The sequence below is a fragment of the Clostridium mediterraneense genome (assembly GCF_900091705.1).
Classification (GTDB): Bacteria; Bacillota; Clostridia; order Clostridiales; family Clostridiaceae; genus Sarcina; species Sarcina mediterraneense.
Map to the genome: position 1 here is coordinate 957,516 of NZ_LT594785.1, position 22,949 is coordinate 980,464.

Genomic DNA, 22,949 nt, shown 5'->3' on the forward strand with positions numbered 1-22,949 from the left:
GAGATGAGAATAACTAATAGAATGATGACTTCAAGCTTTTTAAATGATATGCAAAGAAATCTTAATAAAATGAATAAGATACAAAATCAATTAACATCAGGAAAAGAAGTAAGAAGACCATCAGATAATCCTTTTATAGTAGCTAGAAGTATGCAACTTAATGGTGATATATCAGCAAATGAGCAATATAACAGTAATATTAAAGATACTATTAATTGGCTTGATGCAACAGATACAGCACTTGGACAACTTACTGATACTATGCAAAGAATAAGAGAACTTATGGTTTCAGCAGGAAATGCTGCTTATGGAGAAGATGAGAAAAATGCTATAAAAGATGAAATTAATCAAAGAATAGAAGAAGTAGGAACAATATTAAATTCTAGTTTTGATGGTAAATACATATTTGGAGGAAGTAGAGCAACTTTTAAGCCTGTGATAACAGAAAAAAATGAGAATGGTAATAATGTTATTTCTTATGCTGGAAAAGATGGAGAGATTATAGATTTAAATACAGATAGTTATAAAGAAAAGGCTCAGCTTGATATGTTAGATAAAAAGTTATCTGTTGAAATATCTAAAGGTGTTACTATGGAATACAATGTTACCTCAAAACAAATTTTAGAGTTTAATGATGGTGTTCGAGAAAGTATAAATCTTATGTCTCTTTTAAGTGATATAACAAATAATATTTCTTCAAAGAATTTAGATGAAAGTTCGAAGCTAACTAATGAAAATTTAAAGGATATAACTAGTTCAATAGATAATCTTTTAAAAGTTAGAGCGGAAGTTGGGGCAAAGCAAAATAGAATGGAATCAGCACAGCTTAAAAATGAAGAGGAAAACTTTAATTTAACAGAGGTTTTATCAGCAAATGAAGATATAAACTTTACAGAAAAAACAATGCAGTCTGCTACAATGCAAACAATATATATGGCATCATTACAGACATCTGCAAAAGTGATACAACCATCATTACTTGATTATATAAGATAGGAGAATTAATATGAAAGTAGATAGTTCATTTAAAAAAGATATAAATATTTTAAAAAGTAATCATTATGGAGATATATCTTATGCTGATAATGAAATTATAAGCTTTGAAAAAGGAATGCTTGGATTTGAGAATTTAGGTAAGTTTATTTTAAGAGAGATAAAAGAAAATCCAATGTTTAAATTATTACATTCACTTGAAGATGAAAATATAGCTTTTGTAGTTTTGAATCCTTTTGATATTAAAAAAGATTATGAAATAGATCTAGAAGATGATGTTATAAGAAGATTAGAGATTAAAAAGCCTGAAGAGGTATTACTTTTAAATACTGTTACTTTAGATAAAGATCCTAAAAAAATAACAAGTAATTTAAGAGCTCCAATAGTTATGAATGTAAGAGTAAATAAGGCAGAGCAAATAATTTTAAGAACAGAGAACTATAAGATAAAGCATTATTTAGTGGAGGATAGATAAATGTTAGTTTTAACAAGAAAAAAAGATGAGGGAATAGTTATAGGTGATAATATAGAAATTTCAGTTGTAAAGATTGAAGATGGCTCAGTAAAGCTTGCCATAAAAGCACCGAATGATGTTTCTATATTAAGAAAAGAGCTAGTAGAAGAAGTAAAAAATGAAAATAATAATGCTATTAATATAGATTTAGAAGTTTTAAAAAATTTTAAATAACAACATAAATTGGGGGAACAGCTATGTATAATGCAAATGCTCATAATATTTATAAAAATAATAGTATAAATTGTGCTTCAAGAGAGCAATTACTTTTAATGCTGGTAGATGGAGCTGTAAAATTTGCTAAAAGGGGAAAGCTTGGAATAGAAGAAAATAATATTAAGATGGCACATGAAAGTTTAGTAAGAGTTCAAGATATTTTTTCAGAGCTAATGGCAACTTTAGATAGAAATGCTGGAGAGTGGACAAACGATTTATTTGAGCTTTATAGATTTATAAATGAAACAGCTGCACAGGCAAATTTAAAAAAAGATATAACAAAAGCAAATGAGCTTATAGATTTAGTTTCGGGGATAAGAGATATGTGGTATGAAGCTTATGCTATAAGTAAAAAACAAGCTTTATAGAAATTAATAAGGGGTTGATTTTATGAGACTTGGTGGAATAGCTACTGGACTTGATACTGATTCAATGGTAAAAGAAATGATGAATGCTCATCAAACTAAGGTAGATAGAGCTAAACAAGATAAAGTTTTAATAGAATATAAGCAAGAATTGTATAGAGATATTATGAAAGATATGAAAGATATCTATACGAAATATTTTGATATAAGTTCTAATGCTAATAAAAGTACTAATTTGATTTTAAGTAGTAATTATCAAACTATTAAATTTACAAGTTCAGATGAAGGAGTTGTAACTGCTAAAGGACTTGCTGGAGCTAAGACTGGTAAATATGATGTGCAAGTAGAACAGCTTGCTAAAGCTAGTTCAATGACATTAGGTCAAAATGATTTAAAGTCTATAACAGTAGATGCTAATGGAGTAAAATCTTTTGATTTAGAACTTGGAAAAGGTAAAAGTGTAAATGTAGTTATTACTGATGAAATGATTGATTCAAACGGAGATATAAATATTAGAGAATTAACTAAAGCAATTAATTCTTCTATTGAGTCTTATAATAAAAATAGTGATAACAAAGAAAAAATAGAAGTTAAAGTTGAGTATTCAGAGCTTGGAAATAACATAAGAATCAGTGGTACTAAAACTGGTGAAGCAAATGATATAGAGCTTGGAATAAGTAGTCAAGGTAATGAAATTAATTTAGAAAAGGCTAAAGAAAAGGCAACAGATGCTATAGTTCATTTAGTTGATGCTAATGGAAATAAAGAGACTGTTAAAAAAGAAAGTAATCAATTTACTATAGATAATATTCAATATACTATAAACTCAGTTTCAGAAAAAGATGAAAATGGAGAATTTAAAACTACTTCTCTTAGAGGAAGTAATAATACTGATTCAGTAGTAGAGAATGTAAGAAACTTTGTTACTGATTATAACAAAATGATAGATAAGATAAATTCAAAGCTTGTAGAAAAAAGAGATAAAAGTTATATGCCTTTAACAGAAGATCAGAAAAAAGAGATGAGCGAAACAGAGATTAAACTTTGGGAACAAAAAACTAAAATTGGTCTTTTAAGAGGAGATGATATCCTACAAACTGCTTTAAATAAATTACTTGGAGCTATATCAAGTAATACATCAGGTTCTCAACTTAGTAGTATGGGGATAAGTCCATATTCAGATTATAGAATTGGTAAAGGTAAAATTGAGTTAGATGAAGATAAACTTGTACAAGCCTTAACTCAAGATGGTGAAGAGACAAGAAAAAAACTTACAGAAACATTTGAAAATTTAAAAGATACTTTATATGATACAGCAGTAAGTTCAAATTCATATCTTGCAAAGAGAGCAGGATATGAGGGGACTGTAACTTCTATAAATAATGAAATGACTAAGAAAATGGAAGAAAAACAAAAATCAATAGATAAATTAGTTAAGAATCTTAAAGCTCAAGAAGAAAAATATTATCTTCAATTTTCAAGACTAGAAGTTGCTATGAATAAGGCTAATGCGCAAATGTCACAATTTCTACAATCAGTGGGGTAATAAATGATAGAAGAATTAATAAGAGAGTATAATGATTTAGGTCAAAAAGCTTTAAAAGAATTAGAAACTGAAGATTTTTTAAAACTAGAGGATTATCTTTTAGAAAGAGATAAGATTTTAGAAAAAATAAAAAATCTTGAATTTTCAAAAGAAGAATTTAAGCACTATGCAGAAAAACTAGAAGTCTTAAAACAAGATAAACTTTTAGTAAAAAAGATAAAACAAAATAGAGATATTGCTAAAAATGAGCTTTTAAAGATAAATAAAAGAAGACAGATGAATAATAAATATTCTAAGTCTGTAGGAAACTTATCTTTTGTTAATATTAAAATGTAAATAAAATGTTAAAAAGTAAAATTAAAACTAAATAATTTGAATTTATAACGATTATATAAGTATAAGGTTTAAAACTTTAAATAAATATATAAAAGCAAGACAAGGATGTCAAAGCTTAAAATCAAGGAGGAATAAATTATGATAATTAATCACAATTTAAATGCTATGAATGCTCATAGACAAATGGGAATTAACACAACAAACCAAGGAAAGGCTATTGAAAAGCTATCATCAGGACAAAGAATAAACAGAGCTGGAGATGATGCTGCTGGATTAGCTATTTCAGAAAAAATGAGAGGTCAAATCAGAGGGCTTGAAGGTGCTTCAAGAAATGCTCAGGATGGTATCTCAATGATTCAAACAGCTGAAGGAGCATTAAATGAAACTCATAATATGCTTCAAAGAATGAGAGAATTAGCAGTTCAAGGTGCTAATGATACAAATACAGCTGAAGATAGAACAAAGATTCAAGAAGAAATGAATCAATTAATGACTGAAATAGATAGAATTTCAACAGATACAGAATTTAATAAGCAAAAATTATTAGATGGATCATTTAGTGGAAAATTACAAATTGGTGCTAATGGTGGTCAAAATGTAGGCTTAGATATAGATAAGTTAAACTCATCAAGCTTGGGATTAACTACTACAACTAAAATAGATGATACTGTTACTTTAAAAGCGGATAGCAACTTAAAAGATGGAACTTATACTGTAAGTGAAAACGGTGCAAACTTATTAGATTCTAAGGGGAATACTGTAGGAACAATAAATGCTGGTACCCTTACTGTAAATGGAGTAGCTACTGATTTTGAAACAAGTACATTAAAGGCTGGAAGTGAATTAACAGTTAAAAATAACATAGCAACAGTTAAAAATGAACTTGGGGCTAGCGCTAAGGATTTAGCAAGTGGTAATTATGAAATAAGTGGTACAAATGTTCTTAAAGATGGAGAATTAATAGGTACATTAAAAGTAGATCCTACTAATGGAAATAGTATAGAATTAAAAGATAGTGGGAAGGTAGTAAAAGAAGCTGATTTAGGCTTTGAAAAAGGTAAGTTAGCTGATGGTTCAAAATTTACTATAGGTGGTGTTGATGTATCAAACCACAGTAAAGCAAGTGGTGCTATAGAAACAATAAATAGTGCTATAGAAACTGTTTCAGAAGCAAGAGGTAAGCTTGGAGCTATGCAAAACAGATTAGAGCACACTATAGCTACTAATGATAATTCAGCAGAAAACTTACAAGCAGCAGAATCAAGAATTAGAGATGTTGATATGGCTAAAGAAATGATGAACTTATCAAAGAATAATGTTCTTGTTCAAGCAGCTCAATCAATGTTAGCTCAAGCTAACCAACAACCACAAGGAGTATTATCATTGTTAAGATAATATAAATTAGTTTTTAAAATTGCTTTCTATGAAAATTAAATTTTCATAGAGGCAATTTTTTTATTTTAAAAGTATATATTTATTTTTATAAGTACTAAGTATAAAGTTTAGATTTAAAAAATACGATGATATGTTTATATAGAAAAATTTCTTAAAGTGAAATACTTATTTAAGAAAAAATGAGAGTAGAAGAAATTAGAGTTTTAGAAGGATAGATTAATATTTATATAATCTTAAGTTAAGGATAATTAAATTTTAAATATATAATAGTTAGAAATATATTATATATAAAAGAATTTTTAATATACATAATATAGAGTTGTATATTTAAAGATTAAAATAGTTATAAATCTTTAAAAGATGAAACAATTTAATGGATAAAAAATAAATATATGAAAGTAGGTGAATATATGAGTAAGTATTTTGAAATAGATGGTATAAAAATTGGTGAACATGAGAAGTGTTTTGTTATAGCTGAGATGTCATCTAATCATCTACAAGATTTTGATAGAGCAGTTGAAATAATAAAGAAAGCTAAATGGGCTGGGGCAGATGCAATCAAGATTCAGACATATACTCCAGATACAATAACCTTAGATTGTGATAATGAATATTTTCAAATTAAACAAAAAGATATCTTTAAAGAGGAGACTTTACATAATCTATATCAAAAATCTTATACACCTTGGGAATGGCATATAAAGCTTAAAGAAATAGCAGAAAAAGAAGGCTTAGTATTTTTTTCAACTCCTTTTGATTGTAGTTCTGTTGATTTTCTAGAAGAGATAGGAGTACAGGCCTATAATATATCATCATTTGAAATGACAGATATTCCATTTATAAAATATGTAGCTTCTAAGGGGAAGCCAATTATGATAGCAACTGGCATAGCAAGACTTAAAGATATACAAGAAGCGTTGCAAGCTTGTTATAGTGAGGGGAATAAAGATATTGCTCTATTAAAATGTACTTCTGCATCTCCAGCTCCAGTAGAGGATATAAATTTAAATACTATGAAAAATATGGGGATAAATTTTGGAACTACAATAGGTTTATCAGATCATACTTCAGGAAATGATATTGCAATAGCAGCTACTGCAATGGGCGCTAAAATTATAGAAAAGCATTTAACTTTAAAAAGAGATGATGGTGGTAAGGATAGTAGATTTTCTATGGAACCTCATGAGTTTAAGGAAATGGTTACTTCAATAAGAAGAGTGGAAAAAGCTTTAGGTAGAGTAAGCTATGATTTAACTCCAAGACAAAAGAAATCAAAAAATCATTCAAGAAGTTTATTTGTAGTTAAAGATGTAAAAAAGGGCGAAATATTTACAAATAATAATGTAAGAAGTATAAGACCAGGTTATGGTTTAGAAACAAAATATATAGAAGATATATTAGGCAAAAAATCTATAAAAGATATAGAAAAGGGAACTCCTATGGATTGGAGTTTTATAGAAAAGAAGTAAAGAGATTAGTATAAAAATAGGGGGACTTAGTTTGAGATTACATACTAATATAATGTCTTTAAATGTTTTTAGGAATTATCAAAATACTGTTAGAGAAAATAGTTCAACTTTAGCTAGGATTTCATCGGGAACTAAGCTTATGTCAGCTAAAGATAATCCTAATAAACTTAGTCAAAGTGAAGGTTTAAAAATGCAGATAAGAGCACTGAGTGTTGCAAGTAAAAATCTTCAGGATGGTGTTTCAATGATGCAAACAGCAGATGGTGGAATTGATAGTATTTCATCTTCTCTTATAAAAATGAGAGAGCTTGTAATAAGTGCTGGAAATAGTTCTTTAAATAATGAAGATAGGGTTTTAATTCAGAAAGAAATAGAAAATATTAAAGCTGGTATTGATGATATAGCAAATAATACAGAATTTAATGGTGTTAAACTTCTTGGATATGAGGAAGTTAAAAATAATGAGAATCCTATTACTATTGCAATGACTTCAGGTAGTAATGTAGGGGATAAAATAAATATTCCTAGATATAATCTGTCTTCTGATACATTAAAAGATAAAGAAGGAAATTCTATTAAAGATATAAATATAGAAGAAGGAGATATAACAAAAGCTCTTTCAGCTATAGATTCTTCTATAAGTAGTGTAAGTGCTGCAAGAAGTAAGTTTGGAGCTTTAGCAAATACATTTGAATCTTTAAGCTCTAATCATGAATCAAGTAAAGTTATGTTAGAGAGATCAAAATCTAATATTGAGAGTGCTGATATAGCAAAAGAGATGATGGAGTTTACTAGGACTAATGTTTTGATGGAAGCAGGAAATGCTATGCTTGCTCAAACTAATAATTTACCTAATGATGCCTTAAGAGTTTTAGAAAAAATTAAATAAGATAAAAAATATTGAGAGATATCCTGTCTATTTGTAAATAAATATTGACAGGATATTTTTATTTTTTGTGATTAATAACAAAAAATAATGTTTATGAAAGGTTTTTTAGCAAATGAATTTAAATTGATTAAAAATAATATGTAAATAAATTAGAAATGTTAAAAAGATGTAAAGTATTTACTAATTAATTTTAGTGAAATTTGATGAATATGGAATATTTATAAAATAATATAGAAGGTTTATATAGAAATTTGTACCATTTATAGTTATAATATGTATTATAAAGGTAAAAATGTATTTAAAAATAAAATAAGTAAAGTTTTTAATTAAAAACAATTTTTAGGGTGAGGTTTTATGTCAGTTTATATGGATTCAGGTAATTATACTTATGAGCTTATTAAAAGAGGATTAGATACAGCTTCATTAAGGGGAAAGGCAATAGCTAATAATATGGCTAATGTAAATACAAAAAATTATAAAAAATATGTAGTAAGTTTTGAAGATAGTCTTAGAGATGTGAGTGAAGATATCAAAAAAACAGGAAGAGTTAAATTAAATAATAGTTCTATAGGTAGTATAAAGCTTGAAAAAGATGAGAAAACATCAATGAATATTAATGGTAATAATGTTGATATTGAAATAGAGAAAACAAATCAAGCAGCAAATACGCTTCTTTATAATGCGCTTATATCTAAGGTTAATTCTAAGTTATCTATGAAAAGCTATATTATAACTGGAGGTAAGTAATATGAGTAATGGTATTTTTTCAGCTATGAGAATTAGTGCAAGTGGACTTTCAGCAGAAAGACTTAGAATGGATGTAGTAGCATCTAATATTGCAAATAGTTCTGTAACTAGAGGTGAGGATGGAAAGCCTTATGTTAGAAAAATAGCAGTATTTCAAGAAAATTTAGATTCAGCTTTAGGAATGAATGGGATAAAGTCAATAGGAATAGTAAATGATGATTCTCCTTTAAGACAAAAATATGATCCTGGTCATCCAGATGCAGATCCAGAGACAGGATATGTTACTATGCCAAATGTTAATATTCTTAATGAAATGGCAGATATGATAGCTGCATCAAGAAGTTACGAAGCTAATGTTGATACATTAAATGCTTCAAAATCTATGTTTATGAAGGCTTTAGAGATTGGGAGGTAATATTTAAATGAACATAAACACAAGTTTAATTAATACATATAATAAAGTTTCGGATATAAATAGTAATTTATTTTTAAATAAGGTAGATAAAGAAGAGTCTTTAGATAAGAGTAATAATAGTTTCTCTAATATTTTAAAAGATAGTTTAGATAAGGTTAATAATAAACAAATAGAGTCAGATATATTAACTCAAAAAATGATTAGAGGAGATGAAGAGGTAAGTATACATGAGGTTATGCTTGCAGGTGAAGAAGCAAAATTATCTCTACAACTTGCTATGCAAGTGAGAAATAAGTTAGTTGAAGCATACCAAGAAATAAGTAGAACTCAGATTTAGATTTAGTTAGGGGAGAAGCAGATGAATAAGATTAAGGAATTCCTTAAGAAAACTATAAAAAAATTTAAAGCTATGGGGAAGCTTGCTAGAATTTGTGTCATCATATCTCTTATTGCAGTAGTTATTGGAATTGTTTTATTTATATTCTTTTCATTTAGCAATAAATATCAGGTTTTATTTACAGATCTTGAATCTAAGGATGCCAAACTTGTTACAGAAAAACTTGAAGAGTTAAAAGTTGATATGAAAATAGAGGGTAATACTATACTTGTACCTAAAGAACAAGTAGATAAATTAAGATTAGAAATTGCTCCTAGTTTAAATGGAGGTAGTGTTGGATATGAATTAATGGATGAAGCAAGTTCATTTGGAATAACTTCAGAAGAATTTCATATTAAAAAGCTTAGAATGACACAGGGAGAATTAGAAAAAACTATAAAAAGTTTCCCTCAGGTAAATAATGCTAGAGTACATATAACTATTCCAGAAGAAACTGTATTTATGAAAGAGCAAGAAGAAGGTAGTGCTGCAGCTTATATAGAGCTGAAAACTGGTGAGAATTTAGAAGTTTCACAAGTAAAATCAATAGTATCACTTATATCTTCATCAGTATCTAATATTCCAAGAGAAAATGTTGAAGTAATAGATCAGAATATGAAGCTTTTATCAGATGGATTATTTACAGATGAAGGAGAAAATATAGTTTCTTCAGGAGAAGCTGTTTCTAATCAAAGAAAACTTGAGCAAGATTATGAAAAGGCTTTACAAAAAAGTGTTTATGAGCTTTTAAATCCAGTGTTAGGAACTAATAAAATTAAAACACAAATAAATGTTGATTTAGATTTTGATTCAAAACAAAAAACTGAAATTATAGTTGATCCAAATAAAGTTATAAAAAATCAAACTACTATAAAAGAAGCAAGTGGTAGTGGAGGAACTGTAAGTACAGCTCCTGTTGATGATAATATGAGTAATAATATAGCTGATGGTGAAAATAACGGAAGTAATATTAGAAATGAACAAAATACTGAATATGAAATTGGGAAGACAGAAACTAAGACTATAAGTGCTCCAGGAGAAGTAAAAAGAGTTACAGCTTCAGTAGTTATTGATGGAAATTTAGATAATAAGACTACAGAAGCTATCAAAGAACTTGTTGGAACAGCAATAGGTTATAAGCAGGCTAGAGGAGATCAAATTTCTGTTGTAAGTATGAATTTTGATAGTACTCAAAAAGAAGAAGCTGAAAAACAAATAACTGCTATGAATAAGGAAGCTAAGAAAAAGAAGTTCTTAACTATAATAGTAGCTTCAGTAGTAGTAGCTTTAATATTAGTAATAATAATTTCTATTTTATTATTTAGAAATAAAAGAAAAGATAAAAAAGAAGAGCTTGTTGATAAAGAAAATATTTTAAATGTAGCGGTTGATGATAATTCAATTGAAAGCTTTAATCCAATTGATTTTCATATAAAGGATGAGAAAAATCATGTTGAAGATGAGGTTAAAAAGTATGCAATTGAAAAACCAAACCAAGTAGCAGATGTTATAAAATCATGGCTTAATGAAAATGAGAGGTGATAAATGTGGCTAGAGACAGAAATAAATTAACAGGAGTGCAAAAGGCTGCAATTCTTTTTATAACACTTGGACCTGAGGCTTCAGCAGGAATAATAAAAGCCTTGCCAGATGAGGTAATTCATAAGGTAACTTATGAAATAGCAAATATAAATTCAGTTAGCTCACATCAAAGAGAAGAAATACTTAAAGAATTTTTAGAGTTAAATAGAGCGAGTGATTATATAAAAGAAGGAGGGCTTGATTATGCAAGAACTATGTTATCACAGGCTCTTGGTAATCAAAGGGCAAGTGAAATAATAAGTAGCATAGCTGAGATAAGTCAACAAAGTAGACCTTTTTCAATCGCAAGAAAGGCAGATTCAAGTCAGGTGTTAAATGTTATTTCAGGAGAGCATCCCCAAACTATTGCTTTAATACTTTGTTATTTACAAGCAGAAAAAGCTGCTCAGATTATGTCAGCTCTTCCAGAGGAAGTTCAGGCAGAGGTATCGTATAGAATTGCTACTATGAGTCATACTTCTCCTGAGATTATAAAAGAAATAGAAAAAGTTTTAGAAAATAAATTATCATCTGTTGTTAAGACAGAGGTTACAGAACTTGGTGGAGTTGAAACACTTGTTGGTATATTAAATCAAGTTGATAGAACTACTGAAAAAAATATTACTGAATCATTAGAAATTGAAGATGCAGAGCTTGCTGATAGAGTTAAAAGTAGTATGTTTGTATTTGAAGATATTATTACTATTGATGATGTATATGTTCAAAGAATTCTTAGAGAAATTGATATTAAAGAACTTGCACTTGCTCTTAAGGGATCTTCACTTGAAGTTTGTGAGACTATATTTAGAAACCAATCTAAGAGAGCTGCAGCTTCATTAAAGGAAGATATGGAATTCTTAGGACCAGTAAGACTTGTAGATGTTGAAAAAGCACAGCAAAATATTGTTGGAGTTATAAGACGTCTAGAAGAAGCTAGTGAAATAATATTATCAAGAGGTGGAGAAGATGCAATTATCGTATAGTGTTATAAAAAGTCCTAGTGTTGATATTACAGATAGTAAGGAAATAAAAACTGACTATATAGATAAAGAAATAACTAATTTTAATCAAGATAATAAAGATTTTGCAAGAGATAGAACAAGAGAAAGTCTTTCAAATATAAGTAATACTATCTTAGAAAAAGCAAAGCAGGAAAAAGAAAAGATAATTTTAGAAGCATATAAAAAAGCTAAGCTTATTGAGCAAGAAAGTTATGAAAAAGCTTATAAAGAAGGATTGTGTAACGGTAAAGAAGATGGATATAAAGAAGCTTATGAAGCAAATATAGATATAGCAAAAAAAGAAGCTGAAGAAATTAGAAATGAGGCTTATAATCTTTTATCTAATGTTAGAAAACAATATGAAGAATATCTTGAATCAAAAAGAAAAGAAATAATAGATTTAGCTTATGGAATTACAGAGCATCTTTTAGAAAAGACAATTGTTAGAGAAGATGGGATTAATGATTTTATTTCGAAGGTATTAGAAGAATCAAGAGAAAGTAAAACTTTTATTATTAGATGTAATAAAATTCATAAGCAAAAAATTGAAGAGGAAGTTGAAGATTATAAAACTAATTCGGCTATAACTTCAGATATTTTTGTTATTGAGGATAATTCGATAAGAGAAGGAAATGCACTTATTAATTTAGATGGTGGTCTTGTAGAAGTTGGAATAGATAAAATGATGGAAAGTATAAAGAAAGAACTATTTTATTAAGGAGTTGATTTTATGTTAGATATTGATTTCTCTTTATTAAATAGTAAGATAAAAAATTTAACTGCTTATCATTTTGAAGGGAAAGTTAAAAGACTTATAGGATTAACTATTGAAGTTGAAGGTATAAAGGCAGCAGTTGGAGAGCTTTGTACTATATATAATCATAAAGGTGAGTCAATTAAATCAGAAGTTGTTGGATTTAAAGAAAATGTAGTACTTCTTATGCCACTTGGTGAACTTATAGGCATAGCTCCAGGATGTAAAGTTGTTGCTCATGGTAAACCTCTATCTGTTAAATGTAGTGATAAGTTGCTTGGAAAAATACTTGATGGTATTGGAGAACCTTTTGATAGAGAAGGCATAGTAGATGGAGAATATTATTCTTTAGAAAATTTACCACCTGATCCAATGAGAAGAAAAAGAATAAAAGAAATTCTTCCAACAGGACTTAGAGCAATTGATGGTTTTCTAACCTGTGGAGAAGGTCAAAGAATTGGGATATTTGCAGGAAGTGGAGTTGGAAAAAGTACAACTCTTGGGATGATAGCAAGAGAAGCAAAGGCAGATGTGAATGTTATTGCGCTTATAGGTGAAAGAGGGAGAGAGGTTCTTGATTTTATAGAGAAGGATTTAGGACCAGAGGGAATGAAAAAATCAGTTATTGTATGTGCAACTTCTGATAAATCTGCACTTGTAAGATTAAAAGGTGCTTTAACTGCAACAGCTATAGCAGAATATTTTAGAGATAAAGGTAAAAAAGTTATTCTTATGATGGATTCTGTTACAAGATTTGCAATGGCACAAAGAGAGGTTGGACTAGCAATAGGGGAACCTCCAGCAACTAAAGGTTATACTCCTTCAGTTTTTGCAATGCTTCCAAAACTTATGGAGAGAGCTGGAACATCAGATAAAGGATCAATAACAGCTTTTTATACAGTTCTTGTTGATGGAGATGATTTTAATGAACCAATAGCTGATACAGTTAGAGGAATACTTGATGGACATATAGTTTTATCAAGAGAACTTGCTCATAAAAATCATTATCCAGCTATAGATATTCTTAATTCAGTATCAAGACTTATGCCAAGTATTGCAACAAATACTCATAAAGAAGCCGCTTCACTTGCAAGAGATATGCTAGCTACATATAAAGAATCAGAAGATTTAATAAATATAGGGGCTTATGCAAGAGGTTCTAATAGAAAACTAGATAAGGCTGTCGATTTAAATAATGATATTAATAACTTTTTAAAACAAAGTATTGATGAAAAAGCAGATTTTGATTTATCAGTTAGTATGTTAGAGAAATTAATTAGGAGATAGTTCTTATGGTAAAAGGGTTTGAATTTAAGTTAGAAAAGATTCTTGATATTAGAAGAAAAAATGAAGAAGAAAGTGCAAGAATCTTTAAAAAAGTAGAAGCAGAAAAAGAAGAGATAAGAGATTCTTTAGAAGAGTTAAAGAGTAATTATACAAAATATAATTATGTTTCTAATAATGAAACAGTTGCATATCAAAAAATTAAGAGAATTTATGTACAGAATCTAACTAAAGCTATTGAAAGAACTAAAAAAGATTTAATTTTAAAAGAGCGAGAAGTAGAAGAAAAGAGAATTAATCTTAAAAATAAGCAGGTAGAGAGAAAAACAGTTGAAAGATTGCGTGAAAAGCAGTATGAGAAATTTATAAAAGAACAAGAGAGAGTTGAAAAAATAGAAAATGATGAAATAGCTCTTTTCGGGCATTTTAGAAAGCTTGAAAGGGGGTGAGTTAAGTGGAAATAGGATTAAAGAATATAGATATTACTAAGTTTTTAGAAAAAAACAATCCAGAAAAGAAGACTTCTAATAAAGAGGGTGAGAACTTTGCTAGTGTTCTTGAAGCTAAGTCTAATCAAGATTTAAAAGAACTTAGAAATTCTAAAGAGCTAGTTTGTAATCAAGATGATTATGAAAAAGCAGAAAAAATAGAACATAATAAAATTAATAAAGAATCAAAAGAAGAGTTAATAGAAGATAACTATGAAGAGAATTTAGAAAGTTCAATTTTATTATTGAGTTTATTTATTAGTAATAATAATCAGGATATAAATACAGTTAATATTGATTTCTCTAATTTAGAGTATGATATAAATCTAATAAAAGATATAAAAAGTTATATTTTATCAGATAAATTTGATATAGGGGAATTTAAGAATTTTTTAGGAGATATTTTAACTTCTATCAATATTAAAAATAATAATTTAGTAGATTTGAAAGATAGTAAGTTAAATAATTTCTTTAGTAATTTTATTAAAGAGATTAAGGAATTTAATGAGTTTGAATCTATGGATGATAATTTATCTGAGAAATTAGCAATAAAAGAAGTTTTATCTAAATTATTAAATGAGGATAAAGATATATCAGTGGATTTAGAAGTATTGAGAGAGAAATTTAATATTATAAAAGAAAATTTTACTACTGAATCGAATAAGACAAATATAGTTCAAGCTGAAAGTATGGTAAATTTAGATGAAATGAATATAGAAACTAATTTTAACTTAGATAGCAAGAATTTATCACAAGAAAATAATAAAGAAGAGTTATCTAAAGAAGATAAATTCTTATCAAAATTAATTTCTTCAGAAAATCAGAATAGATTTGATTTAAATCTTCAAAGGATTCAAAACTTCTCTAAGCTTAGTGAAACTAATAATGAAATTTCAGTAAATAAGTTTACTATAAATTCTGATATTAAAAATATGATTAATCATATGAGTTTAAATAATATAAAAGAGCTTATAGTTAAAGTTAATCCAGGAAATTTAGGAGAAATTGCTGTTAAGTTAATTACAGAAGGGGAAAAAATGAAAGCTGTAATTAATATAAGTGAAAAAGAGACATATGCTCTTATAAATTCTTCAGATATAAAGCAGCATCTATCTAATGAGAATATTAAAATTTCAGAAGTTGAGATTTCTTTATATAAAGATGATACAAGTTTCTTTAATGAAAAAGAAAAATTTACTGATGAGAGAAATAATAAAAATCAAGCTACTAAAAATGAATTTATAGAACTTAATGAAGAGTTAGAAAAAGAAATGGATATAACATCTTTAAACATTATGGTATAGGGGGATAAAAGATGGAGATTAATTCAAGGCTAACAACAACTATAGGTCAAAATACTACTGATAGGGGAACACCTATTGTAAAGCCTGGAGAGGATATGGATAAAACAGCTTTTCTTAAGATATTAACAGCTCAGCTTAGAAATCAAGATCCTTTATCAGGAGACCAAGATTCAACACAATATGTAACTCAAATGGCACAATTTACTACAATGGAACAGATGCAAAACTTAAATAAAACTATGACTGATTATTCAAATCAAAATTTAGTTGGAAAAGGTGTTTCAGTTGATGTGGCAGATTCAGAAGGTAATCCTTATACAGGAATAGTGAAAGCTGTAAATATTGAAGGTGGAAAAACAAGTATTTCAGTAGAAGTTGTAGAAAGTGGAAAAAATGTTTATAAGGAGTTTCCTATTGAATCAATAATATCAGTTTTAGGAGTTCCAGATTATTCATTACCAGCTTTAAATAATGTAAATGGTAATACATCATTTTTACTTGCTAGTTCATTTATAGGAAAAGATGTGAAACTAAGCGAAAAAAATAGTAGTGATGAAAATTATATTGGAACAGTTACAGGTGCTTTTAAGGAAGATGGAATTATAAAAGTTAATGTAAAAATAAAAGATAGTGATGAAGTTATTTCTGTAACTATTGACAAGGTTATTGAGATTGGGGAATTAAAAGAGATTAATAAATCAGAAGAAAAATAGGGTGAAGTAAATGAGCTATAGAATTATAAATGGACAAGTTTATTCTATTGGGAATATAGGGGAATCTAGCTCGAAAGTTAATTTACAGAAAAATAAAACTCCTATAAAAGAAGGGTATACTTTTAAGGATTTTTTAGATAAGGAAATTGAGAGTAAAAAAGAATACAAGCTATCAAAACATGCAGTAGAAAGATTAAGCTCTATAAATTTTAAGCAAGAAGATTTCAATAATTTAAGAGATGGGATTAGAAGGGCTAGAGAGAAAGGCTCAAAAAATACAGTTATGGTATATAAGGAGATGGCAATACTTGCTAGTGTTGAAAATAATACAATTATAACCGTTGTAGAAAAAGAAAGAGTGAAAGAAAATGTTTTTACTAATATTGATAGTGTAGTAATTATATAAAGCTGGACCAGGAATGGAAGCTTTAAATTCTATTGAACGACAGAAATAGAATTATTGATGGTATGAAAGATTAGGGGGAATAGAGAATGTTAAGGTCAATGTATTCAGGAATATCAGGTATGAAAGTAAATCAGACCAAATTAGATGTTATCGGAAATAATATAGCAAATCTTGGAACAACTGGATTTAAATCATCAACAGTTAAGTTTCAAGAGATGCTTTCTCAAAATGTATCAGATGCAACAGCTCCTACAGCTAATAAAGGTGGAGTTAATGCAAAACAAGTTGGACTAGGAGTACAACTTGCAAGTATTGATACAGTTATGACTCAAGGGATGTTACAACCAACAGGAAGAAGTCTTGATATAGCTTTAGATGGAGCTGGTTTCTTTATGGTAAGTAAGGGGCCGGAGTCCTTTGGAAATAATGATATATCTTTAAGTCATAAATCTGGAGCTCATACTATAACTAATTCTGGATCTAGTGAAATGATGTATACAAGAGCAGGAACATTTATTTTAGATCAATCAGGAAATCTTCTTACATCTGATGGATATAGAGTAATGGGCTATCCATTAACTAATGATGATAATGGAATGTCACCAACAGGACAAAATCCAGTAGATGTTTCAACAGCAGGATTAGATTTTAGGTTTGGACCAGGTTCACAATTAAATGGATATAAGATTGTATTAGGAGCAATAGGGCCAGGAACAGTAACAGATGCTGAGATAGATAAGGGAAGTAAAATAATAAAAATAAGTGGAGATTTTTCTACTACTTCAACACTTACAGCAGAAGCAGTAGAAACCGCAATAAATAAATCACTTTCTTCTTCAGGAATTTCTCAAAGGGTATATGCTACGGGTAAACCAGCAAAACTACCTGATTTAGGAAGTGAAAGAGTTGAAGGTGGTTCAGATGCAACATCTCCTAATTCAGTTTCACTTATGGGAGTAACATTTAAATTTTCTGAGGGAAGTAATTTAAATGGATACAGTATTAAAATTGGTGATATACAAGATTCAAAAATTCCAGGTAAAGTTTTTCCATCAGCAGAGGTTAATACTGATGAAAAGATTATTACTTTAAATGCAAACTTTATGGAAAAAGGAGCTACAACAGCTGAAGAACTTGCTGATATTATTACATCAGCTTTATCAGTAGCTGGAATAGATCAAACTGTTACAGGAATAGGTATACCAAGTCAAATATCAGGTCTTGAAGCAACATCAGGAGAAGGGAGTAATGGAAATCCTCCATTATCAATAAAAGATCCAGATGATGATACAAAAGTAATTATAGATTTTACTGCATCTGGAGAGCAAGAAAAATTAAATGCACTTAATGGATATAAAATTTCATTTACTAAATCAAAAGAGACAGATATAACTGTAGATAAAAATGAAAAAACTATAAAAATTTTATATAGGGATGAAACAACTGCTACAGCTAAAGAAATAGAGGCTGCAATAAATGATAAATTTAATGATATTTCTTTAAGCATAGATATGACAAATGTTACTGATGGATTTAGTGCAACTATATCAGGAGGAAAAGAGAAAAAAGCTCCTGAGGCAATAGAAATAGGAGGCTTTAAATTAAAGTTCCCTAAAGGTGAAGAATTTAATGATATTAAGTTTAGAGTTGTTGATATAGAAGCAGATAAACCAAATGTAGAGGTAGTAAAAGATAATAAAGGAAAAATTAAAGAAGTTAAGATATCAGGTAACTTCTTAGAAAATGGAGTACTTTCTGCTACTAGTCTAGAAAAGCTTATCAATGATCAAATGGGAATAAATCCAGGGGTTACAGTAGAAGGAAGAGCGAAAATAGATATAGATTCAGAATCAGAAATAATTGATGGGGGAGCAGAATTTAAAGCTCCAGTTCAGCAAGAATTATTTGGAATGACTTTTGAATTTGAACAAGGTGCTTCTTTAAATGGATACAAAATAGTAATGGGAGATATTTCAGCTACTGCAAAAACTTCAGCTAAGGTAAGTGAAAAAGATAAACTTATAGTTATAAATGGTAATTTTGTAAGAGATGGTGCAACATCAAATAGAGAGGTTCAAAATGTTATAAATAAAGCTCTTAAAGAATCAGGAATAGATCAACAGGTATCTATTTCAGGAAAACCAACAGTTTTAGGAAATACAGAATCATTGGAAACTATGTATGGAACTCCAGTACAAAGTATTGGTGAAGATGGAGTTATTACTTTTGTTGATGGAACTCAAGAAGTTAAAGCTTATGATGAAGGATTAAAAACTCTTAGAATACCAGAGACAGTTAAGATTCCAGGTACTGATAAAGAACTTAAGGTTAAATCTTTTAATATAGATGGTCAAGGTATTATTAATTGTATTTTAGAAGATGGATCAGTTGCAGCTGTAGGACAATTAGCAATTGCAAACTTTAAGAATCCAGAAGGTTTAACTAAAGTGGGCTCAAATCTTTATTCAGTTTCAGCAAACTCTGGAAATGCAACTATTAGAAGTGGTGTAGGAACAACAGGAGAAGATAATTCAAAGGGATTTGCTTCATTAGTACAAGGTATGGTTGAAATGTCCAATGTTGATTTATCAGAACAATTTACAGATATGATAACTACAACTAGAGCTTTCCAAGCAAGTGGAAAAATAATAAATACAGGTGATGAAATACTTCAAGATATTATAAATCTTAAGAGATAAATTTTATTAAAGCTATGAAGGGCTTTGCCCTTCAAGCTTGATTTATGGAGGAGATATGATAAAACTAGTAGGACTTAATAATAAGGAATTTTATTTAAATGAGAATCATATTGAAAAAATAGAATCTGTACCAGAAACTGTACTAACTCTTAGTAATGGAAAGAAGTATATAGTTAATGAGTCAATAGATAAGGTCATTTCTTCTATAATCGAATTTAAAAAAAGAATTCATTTAGAATAATGAATTTAAATGTCAGGGGGATGCATAAATGAAAAAATCAGATGTACTTACCTTGCTTGGTATAGTAAGTGGTTTTGGAATGATTATTTGGGGAATGCTAGGTGAAGCAGGTCTTTCTATATTTTGGGATACTCAATCTCTTGCAATAACACTTGGTGGATCATTCTGTGCTTTATTAATTACTTATTCAATTTCTGATATAAAAAATATCGGAAAGTTAATAATTCAGAGTATGAAAGAAGTAGCAGTTTCTGAAATAGAACTTATAGATAGTTTTGCTGTTATATCTACAAAAGCAAGAAAAGAAGGGTTGCTTTCATTAGAAGAAGAAATAAATGAAATTTCAGATAGTTACATGAAAAAGGGACTTCAAATGGTGGTTGATGGAGTAGATGGTGAAATTATTGAAGAAATATTGCAGCTAGAAATAGAGCAGATGGAAGCAAGACATAATAGAGGGATAAATCTTTTAAAAGCTTGGGCGGAGTATGCACCAGCTTTTGGTATGGTTGGTACATTACTTGGGCTTATAAAAATGCTTGCAAACCTTGGAGGTGATGCAGAATCTATAGCATCAGGAATGTCTATTTCACTTATTACTACTTTTTATGGTTCAGTTTTAGCTAATTTAATATTTTTACCTTTTGCAAATAATCTAACAGCAAAAAGTAAAAAAGAAGTTGCAATAAGAGAAATGATGCTTGAAGGTATTTTAGCTATACAATCAGGTGTTAACCCAAGAGTTGTTGAAGAAAAGCTTAGTACATATTTAGGACCTCAAGATAAATTAGTTTATTTAAATAAAAAACTTAATTCTTCAGAAGGAGATAATAAGTAATGGCTAGGAAAAAAAGAAGAAATAAAGGCGATAATGGTGGAGGATCACCAGGATGGCTTGCTAGTTATGCTGATACTATGACATTACTTATGACGTTTTTTGTTCTTTTATATTCAATGGCTGAAGTTGATGCAGAAAAACTTAAAAATTTATCTAATGCTTTTCAACAAGTTCTTCAAGGTCAAAAGAGTGATTCTATATTAGATTTTAATATGGATGATGGACAAGTTCCTATAGAAGGTGAAGATATTATAGAGAAAAATGAAGAGGATTATACATATAAAGAACTAAAAAAATATATTGAAGAAAAAGGACTTGAAGATAATGTTAAGTTAAATAAAACAGAGGAAGGTGTTGAACTTCAACTTGGAGAAAGTCTTTTGTTTGATTCTGGAAAGGCTGAACTTATAGATAAGAGTAAGGATGTTTTAAATAAAGTTTCAGAAATTATAAATAATACTTCTGGTGAAATAAGAATAGAAGGTCATACAGATAATGTTCCTTTAAATAAAAAAGGAAAAAGTAACTGGGAACTTTCTGTTGAAAGGGCTGTCAATGTTGTTAGATTTTTCATTGAAAATAAGAATATTAAAGCAGATAGATTATCAGCAGTTGGTTATGGTGAGTATAAGCCTATAGCTGATAATTCAACAATAGAAGGAAAGTCTGCAAATAGAAGGGTTTCAATATTATTTGTTACTGAAAAAAATGAAGTTAAGTAGGAGGGAGCAATTTGGCTAAGGGTGTAAAAGATAAGGAAGTGTCAGGGCTATCTACAATGAAACTTGTAATTATAATTGTAGTTTCAATGTCATTTGTATTTGGAGTTGCTTTTACTGGATTTTATTTTGTGAATAAAAGTAAAGCGGAAGGTAAGCTTGATATGACAAATACTAGTGAGAAAAAGGAGATAAAAACTGAACATTTAGATTTAGGAGAAGATTTTGTTATTAATCTTAAAGATACGGGAAGTTCAAGATACATAAAGACTAAGATTATATTAAATTATAATTCAGAAAATAAAGAGTTTGCAGGTAATTTAGATAAAAATATAGCTGTTTTAAGAGATTCAACTATTAATTATTTTAAAGGGAAAACAGTAGAAGAAATATCAGATTTAAATGTAGTCAAAAAAGAACTTATAGCAAACTTAAATAAATCATTAAATATTGAAGAGGTTATAACTGATGCATATTTCCAAAGTTTATTAATTCAGTAAAGGGGACATCAAATGGAGATAATGGATTATATTTTCTTTATATTTAAATTGATTGTTTTTTCAGGGGCGCTATTACTTGTATTAGTTGCCCTTCTTAAAAATGGAGAAAGTAAAATAAAAGTGCTCTCTAAAGGTAAGTATGTAAAAATAATAGAAAAAACTCAGGTAGATAAAAATAAAAGTATATATATTTTTAAATTTGGTGAAGAGGGAGCTGTTATTTTTTCTAGTGAAAAGGGTATGGAAAAAATAAAGGATTTAAATAAAGAAGAGATAAAAGTAATAGAAGAAAATAAGGAAAAATTAAATGATGATATAAGGCTTAAATATAATGAAGGAATTTCTATAATAAAGAATAGTTTAGGTGAATTTCTTGGGAAATTTAAGAGGGAAAAAAGATGAAAAAGAAAAAGACAGTTTTAGTTATAGGACTAATATGCTTAATATTGATTCTTTTTACTGATATTAAAGCGGTAGCAAATCCTAGTGCTAGTATTGATATTTCGTTAGGGGAGACACCAAAAGAGTATGTTTCTAATATAAAGCTTATGATATTTCTTACTGTATTAACTTTATTACCATCATTTTTAATTATGATGACTTGTTTTACTAGAATAGCAGTAGTTTTATCATTCTTTAAAAGTGCAATAGGTGCACAACAATCAATACCTAGTCAGATTTTAGTTGGATTGGCTTTATTTATAACAATTTTTATAATGGCACCAATTGTTGGAGATATAAATCAAAATGCTTTAAATCCTTATATGGAAGGTAAAATAACTCAAGAAGAAGCTATAGAAAAAGGAGCAAAACCAATACGAGAATTTATGCTAAAGGAAACTAGAAAAAAAGATTTAGAGTTATTTGTTGAAATGTCTAATATTAATAAGGAAGAATTAACAAGGGATAATATTCCTTTAACAACAGTTGTTCCAGCTTTTATAATAAGTGAGCTTAAAACTGCATTTGAAATAGGATTCTTAATATATATACCATTTTTAGTTATAGATATGGTAGTTGCAAGTGTACTTATGTCTATGGGAATGTTTATGCTGCCACCAGCTATGATTTCTCTACCTTTTAAATTAATTTTATTTGTAATGGTAGATGGTTGGTATTTACTTGTTAAATCTCTAGTACAAAGTTTTATGTAATTGGGG

At 28.5% G+C, this 22,949-nt stretch carries 27 protein-coding genes and 1 pseudogene; all 28 read left to right on the forward strand.

All coding sequences use genetic code 11. The annotated features are described in order from the left end of the window. Positions 1 to 3 precede the first annotated feature (3 nt). The gene (flgL, locus tag BN8917_RS06610) at positions 4 to 996 is read left to right on the forward strand and encodes a flagellar hook-associated protein FlgL (RefSeq protein WP_066872239.1); all 993 of its coding nucleotides are present in this window, start codon (positions 4 to 6) and stop codon (positions 994 to 996) included. 10 nt (positions 997 to 1,006) lie between these two features. Beyond that, the gene (gene fliW / locus BN8917_RS06615; RefSeq protein ID WP_066872242.1) at positions 1,007 to 1,468 is read left to right on the forward strand and encodes a flagellar assembly protein FliW; all 462 of its coding nucleotides are present in this window, start codon (positions 1,007 to 1,009) and stop codon (positions 1,466 to 1,468) included. Continuing rightward, on the forward strand, positions 1,469 to 1,681 hold the full coding sequence (gene csrA, locus BN8917_RS06620; protein WP_066872246.1) for a carbon storage regulator CsrA: 213 nt from the start codon (positions 1,469 to 1,471) through the stop codon (positions 1,679 to 1,681). A 23-nt stretch (positions 1,682 to 1,704) separates the two neighbouring features. Further along, the gene (fliS, locus tag BN8917_RS06625) at positions 1,705 to 2,091 is read left to right on the forward strand and encodes a flagellar export chaperone FliS (RefSeq protein ID WP_066872249.1); all 387 of its coding nucleotides are present in this window, start codon (positions 1,705 to 1,707) and stop codon (positions 2,089 to 2,091) included. Positions 2,092 to 2,113: 22 nt separating this feature from the next. Further along, positions 2,114 to 3,634 (forward strand): flagellar filament capping protein FliD, encoded by a 1,521-nt coding sequence (gene fliD, locus BN8917_RS06630; protein ID WP_066872252.1) that lies wholly within the window; start codon positions 2,114 to 2,116, stop codon positions 3,632 to 3,634. A 3-nt stretch (positions 3,635 to 3,637) separates the two neighbouring features. Then, the gene (locus BN8917_RS06635; RefSeq protein WP_066872255.1) at positions 3,638 to 3,970 is read left to right on the forward strand and encodes a flagellar protein FliT; all 333 of its coding nucleotides are present in this window, start codon (positions 3,638 to 3,640) and stop codon (positions 3,968 to 3,970) included. Positions 3,971 to 4,108: 138 nt separating this feature from the next. Then, positions 4,109 to 5,365 carry a flagellin N-terminal helical domain-containing protein gene (locus tag BN8917_RS06640; RefSeq protein ID WP_066872257.1) on the forward strand — a complete coding sequence of 419 codons (1,257 nt, stop codon included), beginning with the start codon at positions 4,109 to 4,111 and terminating at the stop codon, positions 5,363 to 5,365. A 410-nt stretch (positions 5,366 to 5,775) separates the two neighbouring features. Beyond that, positions 5,776 to 6,834, forward strand: coding sequence for a pseudaminic acid synthase (pseI, locus tag BN8917_RS06645; protein WP_066872260.1), 1,059 nt, complete (start codon positions 5,776 to 5,778; stop codon positions 6,832 to 6,834). Positions 6,835 to 6,865: 31 nt separating this feature from the next. Next, positions 6,866 to 7,723 carry a flagellin gene (locus BN8917_RS06650; protein WP_066872263.1) on the forward strand — a complete coding sequence of 286 codons (858 nt, stop codon included), beginning with the start codon at positions 6,866 to 6,868 and terminating at the stop codon, positions 7,721 to 7,723. Between the two features lie 354 nt (positions 7,724 to 8,077). After that, positions 8,078 to 8,470: a flagellar basal body rod protein FlgB gene (flgB, locus tag BN8917_RS06655; RefSeq protein ID WP_066872266.1), complete on the forward strand. Its 393-nt coding sequence runs from the start codon at positions 8,078 to 8,080 to the stop codon at positions 8,468 to 8,470. Position 8,471: 1 nt separating this feature from the next. Then, positions 8,472 to 8,885: a flagellar basal body rod protein FlgC gene (gene flgC / locus BN8917_RS06660; protein ID WP_066872269.1), complete on the forward strand. Its 414-nt coding sequence runs from the start codon at positions 8,472 to 8,474 to the stop codon at positions 8,883 to 8,885. Between the two features lie 7 nt (positions 8,886 to 8,892). Then, positions 8,893 to 9,222 (forward strand): flagellar hook-basal body complex protein FliE, encoded by a 330-nt coding sequence (gene fliE, locus BN8917_RS06665; RefSeq protein ID WP_066872272.1) that lies wholly within the window; start codon positions 8,893 to 8,895, stop codon positions 9,220 to 9,222. 21 nt (positions 9,223 to 9,243) lie between these two features. Further along, positions 9,244 to 10,803, forward strand: coding sequence for a flagellar basal-body MS-ring/collar protein FliF (gene fliF / locus BN8917_RS06670; RefSeq protein ID WP_066872275.1), 1,560 nt, complete (start codon positions 9,244 to 9,246; stop codon positions 10,801 to 10,803). A 5-nt stretch (positions 10,804 to 10,808) separates the two neighbouring features. After that, complete coding sequence (gene fliG, locus BN8917_RS06675) at positions 10,809 to 11,825, forward strand: flagellar motor switch protein FliG (protein ID WP_066872278.1); 1,017 nt, start codon at positions 10,809 to 10,811, stop codon at positions 11,823 to 11,825. Next, positions 11,809 to 12,561 carry a FliH/SctL family protein gene (locus BN8917_RS06680; protein WP_066872281.1) on the forward strand — a complete coding sequence of 251 codons (753 nt, stop codon included), beginning with the start codon at positions 11,809 to 11,811 and terminating at the stop codon, positions 12,559 to 12,561. The genes fliG and BN8917_RS06680 overlap by 17 nt, the downstream gene beginning before the upstream one ends. 12 nt (positions 12,562 to 12,573) lie before the next feature. Further along, positions 12,574 to 13,884, forward strand: a complete 1,311-nt coding sequence (gene fliI, locus BN8917_RS06685) for a flagellar protein export ATPase FliI (protein ID WP_066872285.1) — start codon at positions 12,574 to 12,576, stop codon at positions 13,882 to 13,884. A 5-nt stretch (positions 13,885 to 13,889) separates the two neighbouring features. Further along, entirely contained in the window at positions 13,890 to 14,330 is a 441-nt protein-coding gene (gene fliJ, locus BN8917_RS06690) for a flagellar export protein FliJ (protein WP_066872289.1), read from the forward strand. Between the two features lie 5 nt (positions 14,331 to 14,335). Next, complete coding sequence (locus tag BN8917_RS06695) at positions 14,336 to 15,673, forward strand: flagellar hook-length control protein FliK (RefSeq protein WP_066872292.1); 1,338 nt, start codon at positions 14,336 to 14,338, stop codon at positions 15,671 to 15,673. A gap of 11 nt (positions 15,674 to 15,684) precedes the next feature. Beyond that, the gene (locus BN8917_RS06700) at positions 15,685 to 16,386 is read left to right on the forward strand and encodes a flagellar hook assembly protein FlgD (protein WP_096030713.1); all 702 of its coding nucleotides are present in this window, start codon (positions 15,685 to 15,687) and stop codon (positions 16,384 to 16,386) included. A gap of 10 nt (positions 16,387 to 16,396) precedes the next feature. Next, a complete protein-coding gene (locus BN8917_RS06705; RefSeq protein WP_066872295.1) occupies positions 16,397 to 16,792 on the forward strand; it encodes a TIGR02530 family flagellar biosynthesis protein in 396 nt (131 codons plus the stop codon). An 86-nt stretch (positions 16,793 to 16,878) separates the two neighbouring features. After that, a pseudogene (locus BN8917_RS14630) lies at positions 16,879 to 17,562 on the forward strand (flagellar hook-basal body complex protein); the annotation flags it as partial. A 180-nt stretch (positions 17,563 to 17,742) separates the two neighbouring features. Further along, positions 17,743 to 19,491, forward strand: a complete 1,749-nt coding sequence (locus BN8917_RS14825; protein WP_407641399.1) for a flagellar hook-basal body complex protein — start codon at positions 17,743 to 17,745, stop codon at positions 19,489 to 19,491. A 55-nt stretch (positions 19,492 to 19,546) separates the two neighbouring features. Further along, positions 19,547 to 19,732: a flagellar FlbD family protein gene (locus BN8917_RS06715; protein ID WP_066872301.1), complete on the forward strand. Its 186-nt coding sequence runs from the start codon at positions 19,547 to 19,549 to the stop codon at positions 19,730 to 19,732. Positions 19,733 to 19,760: 28 nt separating this feature from the next. Further along, on the forward strand, positions 19,761 to 20,570 hold the full coding sequence (locus BN8917_RS06720) for a motility protein A (RefSeq protein WP_066872304.1): 810 nt from the start codon (positions 19,761 to 19,763) through the stop codon (positions 20,568 to 20,570). Further along, positions 20,570 to 21,292, forward strand: a complete 723-nt coding sequence (locus tag BN8917_RS06725) for an OmpA/MotB family protein (RefSeq protein WP_066872306.1) — start codon at positions 20,570 to 20,572, stop codon at positions 21,290 to 21,292. The genes BN8917_RS06720 and BN8917_RS06725 overlap by 1 nt, the downstream gene beginning before the upstream one ends. A gap of 11 nt (positions 21,293 to 21,303) precedes the next feature. Next, complete coding sequence (locus tag BN8917_RS06730; protein ID WP_066872310.1) at positions 21,304 to 21,789, forward strand: flagellar basal body-associated FliL family protein; 486 nt, start codon at positions 21,304 to 21,306, stop codon at positions 21,787 to 21,789. 12 nt (positions 21,790 to 21,801) lie between these two features. After that, positions 21,802 to 22,191 carry a hypothetical protein gene (locus BN8917_RS06735; protein ID WP_066872312.1) on the forward strand — a complete coding sequence of 130 codons (390 nt, stop codon included), beginning with the start codon at positions 21,802 to 21,804 and terminating at the stop codon, positions 22,189 to 22,191. Further along, entirely contained in the window at positions 22,188 to 22,943 is a 756-nt protein-coding gene (fliP, locus tag BN8917_RS06740) for a flagellar type III secretion system pore protein FliP (RefSeq protein WP_066872315.1), read from the forward strand. Before BN8917_RS06735 ends, fliP begins: the two co-directional genes overlap by 4 nt. The last annotated feature ends 6 nt before the right edge of the window (positions 22,944 to 22,949 follow it).

Coding starts and splice junctions, on each gene's coding strand:
- flgL (WP_066872239.1), top strand. CDS start 4: ATGAGAATAACTAATAGAATGATGACTTCAAGCTTTTTAAATGATATG.
- BN8917_RS06715 (WP_066872301.1), top strand. CDS start 19,547: ATGATAAAACTAGTAGGACTTAATAATAAGGAATTTTATTTAAATGAG.
- flgC (WP_066872269.1), top strand. CDS start 8,472: ATGAGTAATGGTATTTTTTCAGCTATGAGAATTAGTGCAAGTGGACTT.
- fliJ (WP_066872289.1), top strand. CDS start 13,890: ATGGTAAAAGGGTTTGAATTTAAGTTAGAAAAGATTCTTGATATTAGA.
- BN8917_RS06700 (WP_096030713.1), top strand. CDS start 15,685: ATGGAGATTAATTCAAGGCTAACAACAACTATAGGTCAAAATACTACT.
- fliI (WP_066872285.1), top strand. CDS start 12,574: ATGTTAGATATTGATTTCTCTTTATTAAATAGTAAGATAAAAAATTTA.
- BN8917_RS06680 (WP_066872281.1), top strand. CDS start 11,809: ATGCAATTATCGTATAGTGTTATAAAAAGTCCTAGTGTTGATATTACA.
- fliE (WP_066872272.1), top strand. CDS start 8,893: ATGAACATAAACACAAGTTTAATTAATACATATAATAAAGTTTCGGAT.
- fliF (WP_066872275.1), top strand. CDS start 9,244: ATGAATAAGATTAAGGAATTCCTTAAGAAAACTATAAAAAAATTTAAA.
- flgB (WP_066872266.1), top strand. CDS start 8,078: ATGTCAGTTTATATGGATTCAGGTAATTATACTTATGAGCTTATTAAA.
- BN8917_RS06735 (WP_066872312.1), top strand. CDS start 21,802: ATGGAGATAATGGATTATATTTTCTTTATATTTAAATTGATTGTTTTT.
- BN8917_RS06720 (WP_066872304.1), top strand. CDS start 19,761: ATGAAAAAATCAGATGTACTTACCTTGCTTGGTATAGTAAGTGGTTTT.
- csrA (WP_066872246.1), top strand. CDS start 1,469: ATGTTAGTTTTAACAAGAAAAAAAGATGAGGGAATAGTTATAGGTGAT.
- pseI (WP_066872260.1), top strand. CDS start 5,776: ATGAGTAAGTATTTTGAAATAGATGGTATAAAAATTGGTGAACATGAG.
- BN8917_RS06635 (WP_066872255.1), top strand. CDS start 3,638: ATGATAGAAGAATTAATAAGAGAGTATAATGATTTAGGTCAAAAAGCT.
- fliS (WP_066872249.1), top strand. CDS start 1,705: ATGTATAATGCAAATGCTCATAATATTTATAAAAATAATAGTATAAAT.
- BN8917_RS06705 (WP_066872295.1), top strand. CDS start 16,397: ATGAGCTATAGAATTATAAATGGACAAGTTTATTCTATTGGGAATATA.
- BN8917_RS06725 (WP_066872306.1), top strand. CDS start 20,570: ATGGCTAGGAAAAAAAGAAGAAATAAAGGCGATAATGGTGGAGGATCA.
- fliW (WP_066872242.1), top strand. CDS start 1,007: ATGAAAGTAGATAGTTCATTTAAAAAAGATATAAATATTTTAAAAAGT.
- BN8917_RS14825 (WP_407641399.1), top strand. CDS start 17,743: ATGGGAGTAACATTTAAATTTTCTGAGGGAAGTAATTTAAATGGATAC.
- BN8917_RS06640 (WP_066872257.1), top strand. CDS start 4,109: ATGATAATTAATCACAATTTAAATGCTATGAATGCTCATAGACAAATG.
- fliD (WP_066872252.1), top strand. CDS start 2,114: ATGAGACTTGGTGGAATAGCTACTGGACTTGATACTGATTCAATGGTA.
- fliP (WP_066872315.1), top strand. CDS start 22,188: ATGAAAAAGAAAAAGACAGTTTTAGTTATAGGACTAATATGCTTAATA.